This is a genomic window from Aromatoleum toluclasticum ATCC 700605, assembly GCF_000378245.1.
In the GTDB taxonomy this organism is placed as follows: Bacteria; Pseudomonadota; Gammaproteobacteria; order Burkholderiales; family Rhodocyclaceae; genus Aromatoleum; species Aromatoleum toluclasticum.
Map to the genome: position 1 here is coordinate 61,598 of NZ_KB899507.1, position 15,412 is coordinate 77,009.

A 15,412-nucleotide genomic window follows, 5' to 3' on the forward strand; every position below is an offset into this window, starting at 1 on the left:
TCCTCCGGATCAGAATTTGTACTGCATCACGAACTGCAACTCGTCTTCCTCCTGCGCCATGCCGATCGGGCCGGCACGGAAGCGGCCGAGCGGCTCGAATCCGCCCAGGCCCAGCGAACCGTCGTTCGGCCCCTGCCCCGGCGAAGCGGAGAACGGATGGAAGGGATTGCAGGTGCGGCAGTCGTCGAACCTGCGCGCGCCGTGACCCACCTTGATGTTTGCCCCCACCGTAAGCTTCAGGTTGTCGCTGACGAGCCAGTCGATCGAGGGCGCGACCGTGGTCGCCTCGGCGCGGAAGTCGTGCGCCATGATCACCTGCGGGCTCAGGCGGTCGTTGAAGTAGAAGCCCTTCAGGAGCAGCGTGAAGATGTTGTTGCTCTTCCAGTCGGGCATGCCGACCTTGCCGAGCGGCCGGTCCTCCAGTTCGTGGTCGAGCAGGTGCTGGCCGAACAGCTGCGCCGAGATCAGGAAGGCGCGGGTCTTGTTGAGGAAGGGGATGAAGGTCGGGCGATCCCAGCCGACCACGTAGCGGAACACGCGCGACTCGGAGAACAGGCGCTTGCGCAGGCCGTTCGGGAACTCCTCGCCCTCGGTCAGCGCGGCCTCGAGCCGGAATACCGACTTGATCGCATCGACCTGCAGGTCCATCGAGCCGCCGATCAGGTTCACGCGCGGGAAATGCACGTCGAACGCGATCAGGTAGGGATACGGATGCGGCTGCGGCTGCGTGTCGACGGCGCCGACGGGATCGAAGGGATTGCGTGCCGGGATGCCGCCGCGCAGCGAAGGCAACTGGGAGCGGTAGGTCAGCGCGTTGAGCGAGAAGCCGACGCCGCTCTTCTGGCCTTCGAGCTTGACGCCCAGTTGCGTGTTCGACAACGACCAGCTCGGCAGGTGCGCCTTGCGGATGCCGATCTGGTTCGGGCCGAAGTCGGTCGCCGCAAGGCCCGGCATGCCCAGGTTGGCGAAGTTCGCCACGGTGCCGCCGTTGTCCCACAGGTTCTTCATGCCGCGAATGAAGCAGCCCGCGTCGAGGATCACGTTCGGGCTGCCGCACTGACCGATGTTGTGCGGCCGGAATTTGTCGAAGTTCCACACGACGGCGAAGTTCAGGTCGTCGAAAGTCTCGGTCGCCCCGGCGCGGTACTCCGCCTGCATGATCCACATCGGGATGCGGATGTCCTGAAGCTCGTCGTAGATGTTGTTGCGCGAGTAGTCGACCGGGTTGATGACGTCGAGCACGCGGAAGAGGTCGGTGCGCCCCCACACCACCTGCTGCTTGCCGACCTTCATGAACACGCTCGAACCGTCGTCGAAGGGCACGGAGCCGGTCACGTAGGCCTCGCGGATGAAGTCCCAGCGGTCGTTGAACTCGGGCGACTCCAGTTCCTGCCGGCTGGCGTCGAGATAGTCCTTGATGCAGCCGCGCGAATCCTTGTCGCACGGGCGCACCGGCACCGCGAACGCGACACCGCCGTCGGTGCGGTGCAGGTGTTCGCCTAGCACTACGAGTCCCTCGTTGGGGTTGTAGCGCGGCGCCGACGGGTCCGTCGAGTTGAAACCGAACGCGCCGCCGCCGGGCAGTCCCGCGAGGCCTGCCGTGAGCGGATTCGTCGGGCTGCCGAGGCCGCCGCCGTGCGGCACGCTCGGCGCGGGGATGCCCACCGTATTTTCCAGCTGGATTGCGCCCCCGGCCTTGTTGCCGTAGGTGTCTTCGTTGAGGCGATAGACGCCGTCGAACGTGCCGCGCAGCTTCAGGTTCACGCCTATGTCGTCGAACGCGCCGCGCCGGCCGAGCTTGCGGTCGATGTCGATCTTCAGCGTGTTGCGGAACTTCGACAGCCCGACGTCGCGGCGCGCGAACGTCGCGTTCTCATAGACCACGTCGACGCGCGCCTCCTCGTTCGGAATGTCGCCGGCCCTGGCCGCGCCCGTGTGTACAACGCCGACGGCGAGCGTCAGCATACCGGCCGCAAGCGGTGCGTTGCGGCGATCCTTTGTTGCGGATTTTCTCACCTTCATCCTCCCCTCGTTGTCGTCGGCGGCCGAGCGTTCGCGCTCACGCCACCTGCAGCACACCGTCTTCGTCGAGCCTCGCCTGCGTGATGAAGGCCGGCCTGAAAATCACGACCCATGCCGGCATCAGCAGCAGCGCGGCGAGCGCGTTGAGCACCAGCATCAGCGTCAGCAGCAGCGCGGAATCCGCCTGAAAGCGCAGATCGGACAGGAGGACCCACATGATCACGCCCGCGATCAGCGTCACCGCGGTGAACGCCACTGCGAAGCCCGTCGTGCCCGCAGCGGTGCGCACCGCCCGGCCGAGGTCGCCGCTCGCGGCCACCTCCTCGCGAATGCGGTTCATGATGTAGATCGCGTAGTCGATGCCGACGCCGATGCCGACCGCGATGACCGGCACCGTATTGACGTTGATGCCGATGCCCCGGGCGCCCATGTACGCATAGGTCATGATCGTGGCGAACAGCATGGGCAGCACCATCAGCCAGCCGGCGTGGAGCGAGCCGTAGGACAGGGTGACGAACACGAAGGCAAGGGCGAGCACGAGCGGCACGATGAGGCGGTTGTCGTCATTGACCGCATCGTTGATCGCGGCATTGACGCCGATCGCGCCACCGCCCAGGCGCAGCTCGAAACCGTCCACCGCGCCGACCTTCGCGATCCCCTCCTCCGCCACATGCACGGCGCGCCGGATCGTGTCGGCCTGCTTGTCCTTGTAGTAGAAGACGAGGTTGGCATCGCGCTCGTCGGCGTCGAGGAACTCGGCGAGCGCGCCGGGAATCGGGCTCGCCGCCATGTACGCGAAGAGCAGCCCGCCGATTGCGGAGGCCGACTCCGGGATCTGGTTCCAGCGCGGGTCGGTATTGTGGATCAGGCCGTTCACCGCGCGCACGAGGCCGGGCAGCGCCTTCGTGCCACCAAGCGCCGGGTCGAGCAGCATGTAGTTCTGGAAGCGCTCGATCGCGCGCAGCACCTCGGGCCGCTTCAGCCCGCCCTTCTCCTCCGTGCGGGCGACGATGTAGAGCTCCTCGGAGCCGGGAAAGCGCGCGTTGATCGCGCGCGACGAGACGTTGTAGTCGTGGTCCGGGTACAACAGCGGCGAACCGGCCTCGGCCTCGCCGATCCTGACCCGCGCGGCGAGCGTGCCGCCGACGACGAACAACACCGCGGCCACCGCCAGCACGGAGGCCGCCGCGCGACGCCCGGCCACCGCGCCGAACACCCGCTCGACCGCCGCATGCGCCCAGCCGCGGGGGTTCTCGGTATTCCGCGGTGCGGGCAGCAGCCACAGCAGCAGCGGCACAACCAGCAGCACCGTGAAGAACACCGAGAACGCCCAGAAACCGGCGTAATAACCGAGTTTCGTGTTGATTGGCGCCGCACCGAGCGCGAGCACAGCAATGCCTATGGCATCGACGGTGATCGCCAGCGCGCCCGGCCGGAACAAGTCCTCGAACGCCGCACGCGCCGCAACGCGGCCGTCCCGACTCGTCGCGAGCTCGGCGTAGTAGCGCTCGACGAGCTGGATGCTGTGCGACATCGCACGCGCCGCGATCAGGAACGGGATCACCAGCGACAGCGGATCGAGATTCCAGCCCATCTTCGACACGAAGCCCAGGCCCCAGATCGACGACAGCGCGATGCCCACGAGCGGCAACGCGACCCCGTAGAAGCGGCGGAAGTACGCGACCAGCAGCCCCACCATCAGCAGCAGCGTGTACAGGAAGATTTGCAGGATCTGTGGCAGGTAGGTATAGACCCAGCCGATCAGCACCGGCTGGCCGGTGGCGTGGATCTGCGTGCCGCTGGCCTGCTCCTTCGCGCGCACCGCCTGCAGCTCGCCGAAGATCTTCTCGTAGTCGATCGCGCCGGCTTCGTTCATCTGCGCCTTCACGAGCGCCGCCTTCGCATCGGGTGACACGAGCAGGCCGTAGATGCGCGGATTGGCGCGGACCTCCTTGCCGAGCGCCTCGAGCTCGTCGGCCGACAGCGCCGGGCGCTGCGGGTCGTAATACGGCTGCGAACGCATCTCGCCATCCTCGGTGAGCCAGATCTTGCGCGACGTGCGGTGCGTCAGGCTGGAGACCAAGTTGTGATTCACGCCCGACAGGCTGTCGACGGCCTGGGTGACGCGGTGGATCAGCGCGAGCGTGTCGTTCGTGAAGATCGTGCCGTCCTCGACCTCGACCGCGACGACGATCTGGTTCGCGCCGCCGAAGGTATCGCGGATCTCGTTGTGCAGGCGGATGAAGGCGTGGCCCTGCGGGAGCAGGTCGGCGAACTCGGTGTGCATCTTCAGCGCCGGGATCTGCAGCGCGAAATACGCCGTGACCGCCAGGATCGCGGCGAGCACGAGGCGCGGGAACGCGAAGATCTTCAGTTCGAGTTGATGCAGCGCATGGGTGAATTGATGTCGCACGGCCTCTCCTTACTTCGGCGCGGTGGGCGTCGTGGGGGTCAGGGAAACGATGTCGAGCGTGCCGGCGCCGCCCGCGACGAGGAGCCCGCGCCCTGCGAGCGAGAAGCCGCTGCGCAGGTAGGGCGCCGGACGCCCCTCGACCGGGCTCCACTGCCCGTCGGCTAGCGCGAGCACCAGCCCGTTCGCGCCAAGCGCATAAACGCGCTCGTCGTGGCGGGCCAGCCCGTACATCGGTGCGCCGGTCGGATTCGGCTGCTTCTGCCAGCTCGCGCCGCCGTCGGTGGTGTGCAGGATCGTGCCGGCGAGGCCGCTGACCCAGCCGGTCTGTGCATCGGTAAACAGCGCGCCGTACGGATAGAAATCGTTCGGGATCGGCGCGCCCGCCTGCCAGCTTGCACCGCCGTCCTGCGTCGTCAGGAAGCTGCCGAATTCGCCCGTGATGACACCGTGCCGCTCGTCGACGAACTGTACCGTCGTGAACATCTGGTCCTGGCCGAGCGAGGCGTCGCGCCACGTCGTGCCCCGATCCGCGCTCGACAGGATCGCGCTCTCGCTACCGACGACCCACACCTGCCCGTTCGGGTCGCACGCGACCGCGAGCGGTGTCGCCTCGCTCGTGATCGCACGTGCCGTCCAGCTGCTCGCGGCGGCGTCGCCGATCCACACGCGGCGGCCGAAATCGAGGGCGACGAAGCCGCCATCCGGGCACACCGCGACACCGATCAGCGATGCGCCGGCATCGACGACCTGGCGCCGCCAGCTCTTGCCGCCGTCGGCCGACGACACGACGACGCCGTTCGCGCCGACCGCGACGAGCACGCCCGGATTCGCGACGGCGGCCTGGAACTGGTCGGAACGCAGCACCGGCGCGGACTGCATCGCGGTAACATCAGCGAGGTTCGCCGATGCGCTGCAGCCGAGCAGTCCGGCTTGCACAAGCGCACACGGCAGGAGCCAGCTACGGATTCGGTCAATCCCGGTCATGAAGTCCCCTTGCGAACTGCAATGGCGCCTCCCTGTGTGGAGGCAGCGAACTCTCGGGCTGGGGTGGGATGTGCGATCCGTGCGGCTGGCCGATTGCGGATCCGGCTCTGTGATCGGGATCAAGAGTCCCGAGCGCGCGCAACGTTATTAAGGCGGCAAATTAAATACAACCGTTCGCCCTGAGCCTGTCGAAGGGCATTGGCAGGGCTTCGACAAGCTCAGCCCGAACGGTTTTTGCTTGCCGGGTTAATAGAAAGATACGGATTCCGGGGGGACTGCCGCTATCCGGTGAATGCGGCGCTTATCCGCGGACTACGGATCGTTGCAAGTGTGTATCGGCGGCGGATCGCCTCCGCGCGCCGCACAAACGCCACGACCGCCCGAAGGCGGCCGTGCACGGGCAGGACGACGCCTTCAGCTGCGGCGGATGGCCGCGTAATTCCGCACTCCCTTCTCCAGGATGCCCTTCAACACCTTCTCCGGGGTGATCGGCGCCTCGGTGAACTGGATCCCGATGGCGTGGAAGATGGCGTTCGCCACCGCGCCGATCGGACTCACCAGCCCCGACTCGCCGACGCTCTTCGCGCCGAAGGGGCCGACCGGATCGGCGTCCTCGACGAGGATCGTCGTGATCTTCGGCATGTCCTCGGGGCCGAACATCTTGTAGTCGGTGAAGCTGTTGTTCTGCACCCGCCCTTTGGCGTCGTAGTCCATCTCCTCGCTCAGCACAAAGCCGAGCCCCTGCTGGATGCCCCCTTCGAGCTGCCCTTCGACCGCGGCCGGGTTGATCGCGCGACCGATGTCATGGGCATTGACGAGCTCGATCACGCGCACCTCGCCGGTCTCGGTGTCGACTTCGACCTCGGCGAACGACGCTCCGAAGGGCGGCGAGTTGTGCGGCGCGAAGAAGCTGACGTAGCCCTGGATCTGCCCCGGCACCCCGCCCGGTTCGCCGGTCATGGGGTCGACGAAGTGATACACGCCCGCGCGCGTGATCGCCTCGGCCTGGATGCCGCGCGCCGGGTCCGCCTTGACGAAGATGCGCTTGTCGCGGATGTCGAGCTCGTCGGCGGGAACGCCCAGCTGCAGCGACGCACGCTCGAAGAGTTGGCGCTTCGCCTCCTCGCAGGCCTTCTTGACTGCCGCACCCCCGACGTAGATCGTACGGCTCGCATGCGCGCCGATGTCGAAGCCGGCGACGTCCGATGTGCCACTCGACAACTGCACATGCTCGAACGGGAAGCCGAGCGTCTCGGCGGCGATCTGCTTCAGTGCCGTGTGCGAGCCCTGCCCCATGTCCGAGCACGCGAACAGGACCTCGGCGGTCGCGTCCTCGTTGAGCTTCACGGTGCAGGCGGTGTGCTCCAGCAGCATCGGCATCGCACCGCTGGTGTGATTCATCACCGCGACGCCCACGCCGCGCCGGATCGTCCCTTCCTGCTTCGCGTACTTGCGCCGCTTCTCGGTCCAGCCGATCGCCGCCGCACCGCGGTCGAGGCATTCGTCCAGCGCGCACGACGGATAGGTCACGCCCGGGCACCAGCCGTCGTCACCGACGCCCTTGTGCCATTTCTTGCGCCATTCGACCGGATCGGCGCCGAGCTCGGCGCAGCCGCGGTCGATGAGCTGTTCGAGCACGAAGTTCGTCTGCGGATTGCCGTAGCCGCGGTACGCGCCGGTCAGCCCCTGGTTCGTGAAGTAGGACTCGCCGCGGTAGCGCAGCGCCGGGAAGCGGTACATGCCGCCGAGCCAGGCGCCGGCCGTGAAGGCCGTGCCGGAGGCGTCGAGGTAGTAGCCGCCCTTGTAGTTCTCGAAGCGCGCATCGCACGCGACCGGCGATCCATCGCGCTTGAAGCCTATCCTCATCCAGTACTTGCCCGGGTGTCGGCTCGGCGAGATCACCCAGTCCTCCTCGCGCAGCGTCTGCAGCTTCACCGGATGGCCGGGCACCGCCAGCGCCATCGCGCAGGCCTGCGGCTCCGAGATCATGCCCAGGCGCGTGCCGAAGCCGCCGCCGATCACGGTCGGGACGATCTTCATGAGATTCATCGGCAGGTCGAAGAGCTTCGCGAGCTTGCGCTGCACGAGCTTGGGCATCTGCGACGAGGTCCAGCACGTGAGCCGCCCGCCGCTGTCGACCTTCGCGACGTACGCGTGCGGCTCCATCTGGCATTGCTTCTGTTTCGGGACGTAGAACGCGTCCTCGACGACGATGTCCGCGTCCCGCATCGCCCCCTCGACATCGCCGCCGCCGAGCGCGTGGTTCGGGAACATCGCCTCGGGCAGCTGGAACGCCAGGTTGCCCGGTTTTTCCGGTGTGAACTGCACCGCCCCGGGCGCCCGCGACGCCTCCGCGGTCAGGTACACCGGCAGCGGCTCGTATTCGACGACGATCTTCGCGGCGGCGCGCTCGGCTGCCTCTTCGGACCGCGCGATGATTCCGCAGATCGCATCGCCCTGGAATTTCACGTGCTCGGTGAAGATGGGCTGGTCGTCGATGTCGCCGAGCATGTCGTGCATCGACTCGGACACCATCAGGTCCAGCACCGACGAGTTGTAGCGCTTCGCCGTGACGTCCTTCGGCCCGATCACGCGCACGACGCCCGGCGAAGCCGCCGCGGCCGAGAGATCCAGCCGCTTCACGCGTGCGTGGGCATGTTCCCAGCAGCGCACCACCTTGCCGTACAGCATGCCCGGCAGCTGGATGTCGGCTGCGTATTGCGCCTGCCCGGTCGCCTTGTCGCGCACGTCCACGCGCGGCGCGTTGGTGCCAACGATGGTTTCCTCGCTCATTGCACGACCTCCTTGCACCGTTCGACCGCCGTTGCGCGGCCCGGCATCGTCTGCGCCGCCTTCTTCACCGCCTTCACGATCTTCTCGTAACCCGTGCAGCGGCAGATGTTGCCCTCCAGCGCGTGGCGGATCTCGGCCTCGCTCGGGTCGGGATTCTTCGCGAGCAGGCTGGCGGTCTTCATCACCATGCCAGGCGTGCAATAGCCGCACTGGATCGCGGCTTCGTCGACGAAGGCCTGCTGGATGTGGTCGAGCCGGCCGAAGTCCGACAGCCCGGCTGCGGTGGTGATGCGCTTGCCGTCCATCGTCGCGGCGAGCGTCAGGCAGGAATTGATGGCCTTGCCCTCGACGAGCACGGTACACGCCCCGCATTCGCCCGTGCCGCAGCCGTATTTCGTCTCCGTCATGCCCAGCTCGTCGCGCAGCACGTCGAGCAAGGTGCGATTCACGGCGACGTTCAGGCTGTACTGCTCGCCATTGATGTGAAGAGTGATATCCCGGTTCTTCATTCTGGTCTCCTCGTCTTCTTCCGCGCGGGCTCAGGCGACCCCGCAGGCTTCCTGGATCGCGCGCTTGAGCAGCACCCCCGACACCTGCTTCCGGTATTCGGCAGTCGAGCGCTTGTCGTCGATCGGGCTGATCTCCCACGGCACCGACGCGGCAACGCGTTGCAGCACCTCCGGCGTGAGTTCGTGGCCCCTCAGCAGCGTCTCGGTCTTCGTCAGCCGCAGCGGCGTGGGCGCGACACAGCCCATCGCAAGGCGTGCATCGACACAGGTGTTGCCCGACATCTCGAGCCGGACGGCGACATTGAGCTTCGCGAGATCCTCGCTCATGCGGGTCATGCGCTTGAACGCGGAGCGGGATCCGGCAGCGGGCGGCGGCAAGGTCAGTTCGACGGCGAGCTCGTCGGGCTGGCGCGCGGTGACCCCGTATGACAACCAGAAGTCGTCGATGTCGACGTCACGGGAACCGTGCGGTCCGTGCAGCACGACGACCCCGCCGAGCGCGTACACCGCGCAGCTGCAATCGCCTGCGGGAGACGCGCGCAGCAGGTTGCCCAGCACCGTGGCGGTGTTGCGCACCTGCGCGGTCGCGAAGGTCTGCGCCGCATGCCACAGGGCACGGTAATGCTGCTTCACTTCCGGCGGCGCGAGCAGTTCGGCGACCGTCGCCTTGGCGCCGATGCGCAGGCCCTTTTCCGGGTCGAACAGCACGTAGCCCAGACCCGGGACGTTCTCCAGGCTCATCACGAACTCAGGCAACTTCGCGGCCGATTGCGCGAACTTCATCGCAACCATGACGTCGGTGCCACCAGCCATCACGGTGATCCGGTCGCGATGCGTCGACAACAGCTCGACCGCCTCGGCGACGCTTTGCGGCAGCAACAGGTTAAAGTCCGGCAATATTCGACTGCTCATGGAGTCACTCCTTCGCGAGACGCAGGTAGGGGGGCGAACTCCCGTATTGATACGGCGACGGCGCGGGGACGGCTATCCGGGTGCTGCGGCGCCTATCCCCATAGTTCGAAAAGTTCGCTGCGGTGGCTAGTACGAGACGGCGCGAGCTAGCCCCTACCGCGTGGGGGGGACGGCGACGGCGACGGATGGCTATAGTCCGCTCACGTTCCACCGCATCGACGCTGCGTCGATTCACACGAGGAGAAACGCCATGGCTTCCCGATTCGATCCGATGGTCGCGCTGATGGATTCCGAGAGTGACGCTACCGATGTGGCCGGCATTCCGTTTCCCGCCTCGGGCTGTGCGGAGACACTCGACTTCCCGGCCATGCCGGACGGCGACTCCTTCCTCGGCGAAGTTCTGGCGTTCATCCGTAGCACGGCCGAGCGGGCCGGGGGCGCCCCGGCGAGCCGATGACTACAAGGACCGCATACAGGAAGGACGGGCGATGACGAAGGTCGCGACGGACACCCGCGAAACCGTTCCCGGCGCCGCCCGCCGCGATCTGGCCCAGGCGCGCGCCGATTTCCCCATCCTGCGCACGTGCGTGAATGGGCACCCCCTGACCTACCTCGACAATGCGGCGACCACGCAGAAACCGGACGCTGTCATCGATGCCGAGGCCGATTTCTACCGCAACAACAATGCGAACGTGCACCGCGGCGTGCACGCACTGAGCCAGCGCGCGACCGATGCCCACGAGGCCGCGCGTCACAAGGTCCGTTCATTCATCAATGCACACGCCGATGCCGAAATCATCTTCGTGCGCGGCACGACGGAGGCGATCAACCTCGTCGCGCAAGGCTTTGCAGAGCCGCGCCTGAGGGCCGGCGACGAAATCGTCGTCAGCGCGATGGAGCACCATTCCAACATCGTGCCGTGGCAAATGGCATGCCGGCGCACCGGCGCCGTGCTGCGCGTGGTGCCCGTCGACGATGCCGGCGAATTCGATGTGGATGCGTATGCCGCGCTGCTGAACGCGCGCACCCGTATCGTGGCCGTGACGCACCTGTCGAACGCGCTGGGTACGATTACCCCGGTTCGACGCATCATCGACCTCGCCCACGCCCGCGGCGTGCCGGTGCTGCTCGACGGCGCGCAGGCGATCTCGCATCTGCCGGTCGATGTGCGAGCGCTCGACTGCGATTTCTATGCGTTCTCCGCACACAAGCTGTACGGGCCGACCGGCATCGGCGTGCTCTACGGCAAGACGGAGCACCTGCAGGCGATGACGCCATGCCAGGGCGGCGGCGACATGATCCGTTCGGTGAGCTTCGACGCGACCGAGTACAACGAGCTTCCCTACCGGCTCGAAGCCGGCACGCCCCACATCGCGGGCGTCGTCGCACTGGGCGCCGCGCTCGACTACGTGAGCGCCATCGGCATCGAACGCATCGCCGCGCACGAACGCGCGCTGCTGCACGACGCCACACTACAGCTGAACCGCATCCCCGGCCTGCGCATCATCGGGACCGCCACGGAAAAGGCCGGCGTCCTGTCCTTCACGCTCGACGACATCCATCCCCACGACATTGGCACGATGCTCGACGACCGCGGCATCGCCATCCGCGCCGGCCACCACTGCGCGATGCCGCTGATGCAGCGCCTCGGCCTCACCGGCACCGCTCGCGCATCCTTCGCGCTGTACAACACGCATGACGATGTGGACCGGCTCGTCGCCGGCATCCGGCGAGTGTGCGACACGCTCGGCGAGGGCGCGGGCTTTTGCGAGCCGGCGGATTAGCCCCCGACCCGGGGCGACTCCGGCAAATGCCGCCGAACCTCACCTCATACAATGATCCCCACGGCCGCCCTGTCCCGGGTCACCTTCCAGCGTCAGAAGATCGAGGTGTCGGCGCTCAGGATGCGAAAATACCCAACCCACACGCACACCCGACCGATGACGGTGCATCGGGACAAGAGAAAGTCGGTGGGCCAACGAACCGACCAACTTCCTCCACAATCTCTGTGGGCGAGCCTGTGGACAGGATGCGGGCAACCGAGGGAAGGCGCGCTGCCTCGAGCGCCTTCAGACGGTTTCTGCCGATGCCGGTAGTGCCGCCGCCACCAACTCCGCCACATCGAACACCCGCCTCTCCTCCCCGTGCTTCGAAGCGCTGGACGTCAGCATCAGCAAGCAGAACGAACACGAGGTCGCGACCTTGCCGGCGCCGGTGTCTATGGCTTCCTGCATGCGCACGTCGTTGACGCGGGCAGTGCCACCTTTTCCGCCCCAGTAGTTACCGCCACCGGCGCCACAACAAAAGCTTTCCTTGCGATTACGCGGCATCTCGATGACTTGGGCGACGGCACCGAGCACACGGCGCGGTTCGGCGACGATGTCGTTGTGGCGCGCGAGGTAGCAGGGATCGTGGAACGTGATCTTTTCCGCGTCGTTGCGGACGACGTTCAGGCGGCCGTCGCCGATCAGCTGGTCGATTAGGACTGAGTGGGGGATGGTCTGCCAGTCGGCGCCGAGTTCAGGGTAGTAGCGGTCGAAGCTGTTGAAGCAGTGCGCGCACATCGTGATGACTTTCTGGATCTTGCGCTCGCGGAAGTCCTCGATGTTGGCCTGCGCGATCTCGACGAACTGCATCTCGTCGCCGGCCATCTTCGCGGGGTCGCCCGTGCAGCGCGACTCTTCGAGGATTCCGTAGGACACCTCGGCGGTCTCGAGGATGCGCACCATGGCACGTGCGACTTCCTGGGCGCGGGGCTCGAAAGCGACGGAGCAGCCGATCCAGAGCAGGTATTCGGTCTTGCCGGCCTCGAAGAGGGGCACATCCAGCCCTTTGCGCCAGTCGTCGGGGTTCGCCGCGGTGCCGACAAAGGGGTGGCCGCGGGATTCGAGGTTGCGGTTGGCGAGCGCCAGCGTATCGGGCATTTCCGAACGGTCCATGACGAAATGGCGGCGGAACTCGAGGATGGTCTCGGCAGGACTGTTGCTCGCGGGACACTCCTCGACGCAGGCTGCACAGGTGGTGCAGTCGAACACTGCCTGCAGGCCGATCTCGTCGATCAGCGCGGCGTCGTCGAAGCGCCCGTTCTCCAGGTAAGTGGCACAGGTGGTCATGACCTTCTTCGGCGACAGTGCCTTGCCTGTCTGGGCCGCAGGGCACACCTCGTGGCAGCGCCCGCACCACAGGCACGCGGAGAAATCGAGCAGCTTCTTGCGATCGAGGTCTGCGAGCTTCGCTGCACCGAAGGAGAACTCCTCCCCTTCCGGCGGCTCGGCGTCGAAATCGATTGGGGCGAGCGTGATCCCTGAGCGGCGGCGGGCGAGCGCGGCGTTCGCGGGCGCGAGCAGCATGTGTGACAGGGGTGTGTGGGCGATCAGGCCGATGAAGGCGACGCCCAACAGGGCGTGCAGCCACCAGGCGAGGTGCATGCCGAGGGGGTCGGCACCAAGACCACTGTCGCGCAGCGCGCCCGCGAGCGCGAGTCCGAAGAATTCGCCTCGGCTCGCCGCTGCGGGGGCCACCAGGCGGAGCGCCTCGGCCGCGAAACCCGCGGCGATAGTGATGAGGAACAACACTTCCATGGCGACGAAGCCGCGGCGGAAGCCCCCCGTGTCGAGGCGTTCGAGGCGCACGAGGCGCCGCACCAGGAAGAAGGCGACGCCTGCGAACATCAGCAGGCCGGCGAGCTCGCGCCCGAGTTCCATTATGAGAAAGCCGAACCGCCCTTCGTACACCGGAACACCGACAAAACTGAGCACGAAGGCGGCGTGGCCGAGGATGGCGACGAGCGCGCCGCCGAACATCACGCCGTGCGCAAGCCCCGCGACGGGACGCTTCTTGAGGCGCGACGTCAGCAGGCCGCGGGAGGCGAACGCCCCGAGGTTCAGACGCTCACGCCATGGCCGCGTTCCAACGGGCCCCGCGAGGACCTTGCCCGCCGCGATCAGCGAGGCGCGCCGTTTCAGGCCGAGAAACACGCTCGCCAGGGCGCCTCCCAGCAGGATCGCGAGGATCGTGTAGTCGAGTGCGGAGATCGCGGACATGGTCGGGGCCCCGATGGATGTGGGTCAGCGTTTCAGGATGGCGGCGGTCGCATTTCCGCCGAGGCCGTTGGTCTGGGCGAGGCCGACCTTCGCGTCCGGCACCTGTCGTCCCCCCGCCTGACCGCGCAATTGCCAGGTGAGCTCGGCGATCTGGAAGACCCCCATCGCGGTGGTGGCCTCGCCGAAGGATACGAAGCCGCCTGAGGGGTTGATCGGCATCCTGCCAGTGGGGGCGGTCTCGCCCGCCTCGAGCAGACGCTCGGCCTCGCCGGGTTCGCACAGCCCCCATTCCTCGGGAAAGGCGAGCTCGTAGTAGCAGGTGTTGTCCTGCAGCTCGGTGAAGCTGATCTCGCGCGGGCCGATGCCGGAGCGCTCGAACGCCTTCATGACGGCGGACTTCGCCTCGGTATGGAAGCTCGGGCCAGAGGGAACCGGCCCGGCGAGGCTCCGCGGCAAGGCGTCATCGAAGCCGATGGTGGCGACGGTGCTGGTGGCGACCGTGACCGGTTTCGACGTGAAGCGACGCGCCATGGCTTTCGAGCAGATCACCGCGGCGGCGGCACCGTTCGACACGGGGCAGATCTCGAACAGCCGAAGGGGATTGCTGACATAGGGCGATGCGAGCACCTCGTCGAGCGACACAGCCTTCTGGAAACGCGCGAACGGATTGCTCTCGGAGCACTTGCGTGCCTTCACGGTGACCTTTGCCATCTGCGTCTCGGTAGTGCCGTAGTCGAACATGCGACGACGCGCGAGGGTCGCCCAGAAGGCCGGCCCAGGCATGCCGACACAGCGCTGGCGCAGGTATTCGGGGTCGTTCGCGTCCTCTACGCCGGAAGTCTGGATCATGCCCTTCGGCATCACCTCGCCGCCAACCACGAGCACGATGTCATGGATGCCGCCGGCAACCAGCGAATAGCCGATGTTGAAGGCGTTGCCCCCGGCGGCGCAGCCAGCCGAGAGGTTGTAGACCGGGATGCCGGTGCAACCGAGGTCCTCGACGATGTCGTTGCCATTGAGGCCCCAGCCCTTGCCCCCGGAAAAGCGCGAGCTTGCCGCCGACACGGCCTGCACCTGCTTCCACGAGATCCCCGCATCCTTCATGGCCATATCGACTGCGTGGCGGCACAGCTCGGTGACGGACTTCTCTCCCACGATGGCATCGCCGGTCTTGCCGAAGCGATGCATCCCTACTCCCAGAACGACTACTTCCTGCATGTTTTCCCCGCCTATTAAACCGGTGCTCACCCCCTACGCTCCTGTTCGAGGGGAGGGAGTGACCGCGCAGCGCTCACCGGTCAAGCAATTTGAATTTCCACGACGTGAAGGTCCGGCCGTCTTCGTGGTGGATGGGCTCGATCACGAGCCGGACACGCGAGCCGACTTGCATGAACTCGACCGCGTCCACCATCTGCCCGACCACCCGCAACCCACTGTCCAGGTCGACCACTCCAATCGCGTACGGCATGAAGGGCTTGTCGTAGCGGTGCGGCGGCGGCGGCGGAAAATCGGCGACCGAATAGCTCCACAACCGTCCCTCACCGCCAAAGGTGCAGGGCACGATCCTCGACTCGTCGCAGCCGGGATTGCGGCACGCGGCCACCCGCGGGAAGTACGGGGTGTCGCAGCAGGTGCAGCGGGCGCCGTGCAGGCTGGGCTCGCCCTCTTCCGAAAAGAGCCCCGGGACACAGGGCTCGCGCAGCGACGCCTTATTGGTAGAGTCATCCATTGCATAC

At 66.7% G+C, this 15,412-nt stretch carries 11 protein-coding genes; 2 read left to right on the forward strand and 9 right to left on the reverse strand.

Annotated elements, in window-relative coordinates; genetic code table 11:
• Positions 1-9: 9 nt before the first annotated feature.
• The 6 genes from F464_RS0122375 to F464_RS0122400 form a co-directional block, all read right to left on the reverse strand.
• On the reverse strand, positions 10-2,022 hold the full coding sequence (locus F464_RS0122375; RefSeq protein ID WP_018992095.1) for a DUF1302 family protein: 2,013 nt from the start codon (positions 2,020-2,022) through the stop codon (positions 10-12).
• Between the two features lie 37 nt (positions 2,023-2,059).
• A complete protein-coding gene (locus tag F464_RS0122380; protein ID WP_018992096.1) occupies positions 2,060-4,435 on the reverse strand; it encodes an efflux RND transporter permease subunit in 2,376 nt (791 codons plus the stop codon).
• A 9-nt stretch (positions 4,436-4,444) separates the two neighbouring features.
• On the reverse strand, positions 4,445-5,419 hold the full coding sequence (locus tag F464_RS0122385; protein ID WP_018992097.1) for a WD40/YVTN/BNR-like repeat-containing protein: 975 nt from the start codon (positions 5,417-5,419) through the stop codon (positions 4,445-4,447).
• A gap of 414 nt (positions 5,420-5,833) precedes the next feature.
• Complete coding sequence (locus F464_RS0122390; protein WP_018992098.1) at positions 5,834-8,212, reverse strand: xanthine dehydrogenase family protein molybdopterin-binding subunit; 2,379 nt, start codon at positions 8,210-8,212, stop codon at positions 5,834-5,836.
• Positions 8,209-8,721, reverse strand: a complete 513-nt coding sequence (locus F464_RS0122395; RefSeq protein WP_018992099.1) for a (2Fe-2S)-binding protein — start codon at positions 8,719-8,721, stop codon at positions 8,209-8,211. The genes F464_RS0122390 and F464_RS0122395 overlap by 4 nt, the downstream gene beginning before the upstream one ends.
• Positions 8,722-8,751: 30 nt before the next feature.
• Positions 8,752-9,633: an FAD binding domain-containing protein gene (locus tag F464_RS0122400; RefSeq protein WP_040395707.1), complete on the reverse strand. Its 882-nt coding sequence runs from the start codon at positions 9,631-9,633 to the stop codon at positions 8,752-8,754.
• A 250-nt stretch (positions 9,634-9,883) separates the two neighbouring features.
• Here F464_RS0122400 and F464_RS29300 point away from each other — a divergent pair, with 250 nt between their 5' ends.
• Positions 9,884-10,090 carry a hypothetical protein gene (locus tag F464_RS29300; protein WP_018992101.1) on the forward strand — a complete coding sequence of 69 codons (207 nt, stop codon included), beginning with the start codon at positions 9,884-9,886 and terminating at the stop codon, positions 10,088-10,090.
• A 31-nt stretch (positions 10,091-10,121) separates the two neighbouring features.
• Positions 10,122-11,417, forward strand: coding sequence for a cysteine desulfurase (locus F464_RS0122405; RefSeq protein WP_018992102.1), 1,296 nt, complete (start codon positions 10,122-10,124; stop codon positions 11,415-11,417).
• Positions 11,418-11,702: 285 nt separating this feature from the next.
• Here F464_RS0122405 and F464_RS29305 read toward each other — a convergent pair whose 3' ends face one another.
• From F464_RS29305 to F464_RS29310, 3 genes are all read right to left on the reverse strand, one after another.
• Entirely contained in the window at positions 11,703-13,676 is a 1,974-nt protein-coding gene (locus tag F464_RS29305; RefSeq protein ID WP_018992103.1) for a (Fe-S)-binding protein, read from the reverse strand.
• Positions 13,677-13,700: 24 nt separating this feature from the next.
• Positions 13,701-14,894, reverse strand: coding sequence for a thiolase C-terminal domain-containing protein (locus F464_RS0122415; RefSeq protein WP_026296237.1), 1,194 nt, complete (start codon positions 14,892-14,894; stop codon positions 13,701-13,703).
• 73 nt (positions 14,895-14,967) lie between these two features.
• Positions 14,968-15,405, reverse strand: a complete 438-nt coding sequence (locus F464_RS29310; RefSeq protein ID WP_157354096.1) for a Zn-ribbon domain-containing OB-fold protein — start codon at positions 15,403-15,405, stop codon at positions 14,968-14,970.
• Positions 15,406-15,412: the final 7 nt, after the last annotated feature.

Coding starts and splice junctions, on each gene's coding strand:
- F464_RS0122375 (WP_018992095.1), bottom strand. CDS start 2,022: ATGAAGGTGAGAAAATCCGCAACAAAGGATCGCCGCAACGCACCGCTT.
- F464_RS0122385 (WP_018992097.1), bottom strand. CDS start 5,419: ATGACCGGGATTGACCGAATCCGTAGCTGGCTCCTGCCGTGTGCGCTT.
- F464_RS0122390 (WP_018992098.1), bottom strand. CDS start 8,212: ATGAGCGAGGAAACCATCGTTGGCACCAACGCGCCGCGCGTGGACGTG.
- F464_RS0122395 (WP_018992099.1), bottom strand. CDS start 8,721: ATGAAGAACCGGGATATCACTCTTCACATCAATGGCGAGCAGTACAGC.
- F464_RS0122400 (WP_040395707.1), bottom strand. CDS start 9,633: ATGAGCAGTCGAATATTGCCGGACTTTAACCTGTTGCTGCCGCAAAGC.
- F464_RS29300 (WP_018992101.1), top strand. CDS start 9,884: ATGGCTTCCCGATTCGATCCGATGGTCGCGCTGATGGATTCCGAGAGT.
- F464_RS0122405 (WP_018992102.1), top strand. CDS start 10,122: ATGACGAAGGTCGCGACGGACACCCGCGAAACCGTTCCCGGCGCCGCC.
- F464_RS29305 (WP_018992103.1), bottom strand. CDS start 13,676: ATGTCCGCGATCTCCGCACTCGACTACACGATCCTCGCGATCCTGCTG.
- F464_RS0122415 (WP_026296237.1), bottom strand. CDS start 14,894: ATGCAGGAAGTAGTCGTTCTGGGAGTAGGGATGCATCGCTTCGGCAAG.
- F464_RS29310 (WP_157354096.1), bottom strand. CDS start 15,405: ATGGATGACTCTACCAATAAGGCGTCGCTGCGCGAGCCCTGTGTCCCG.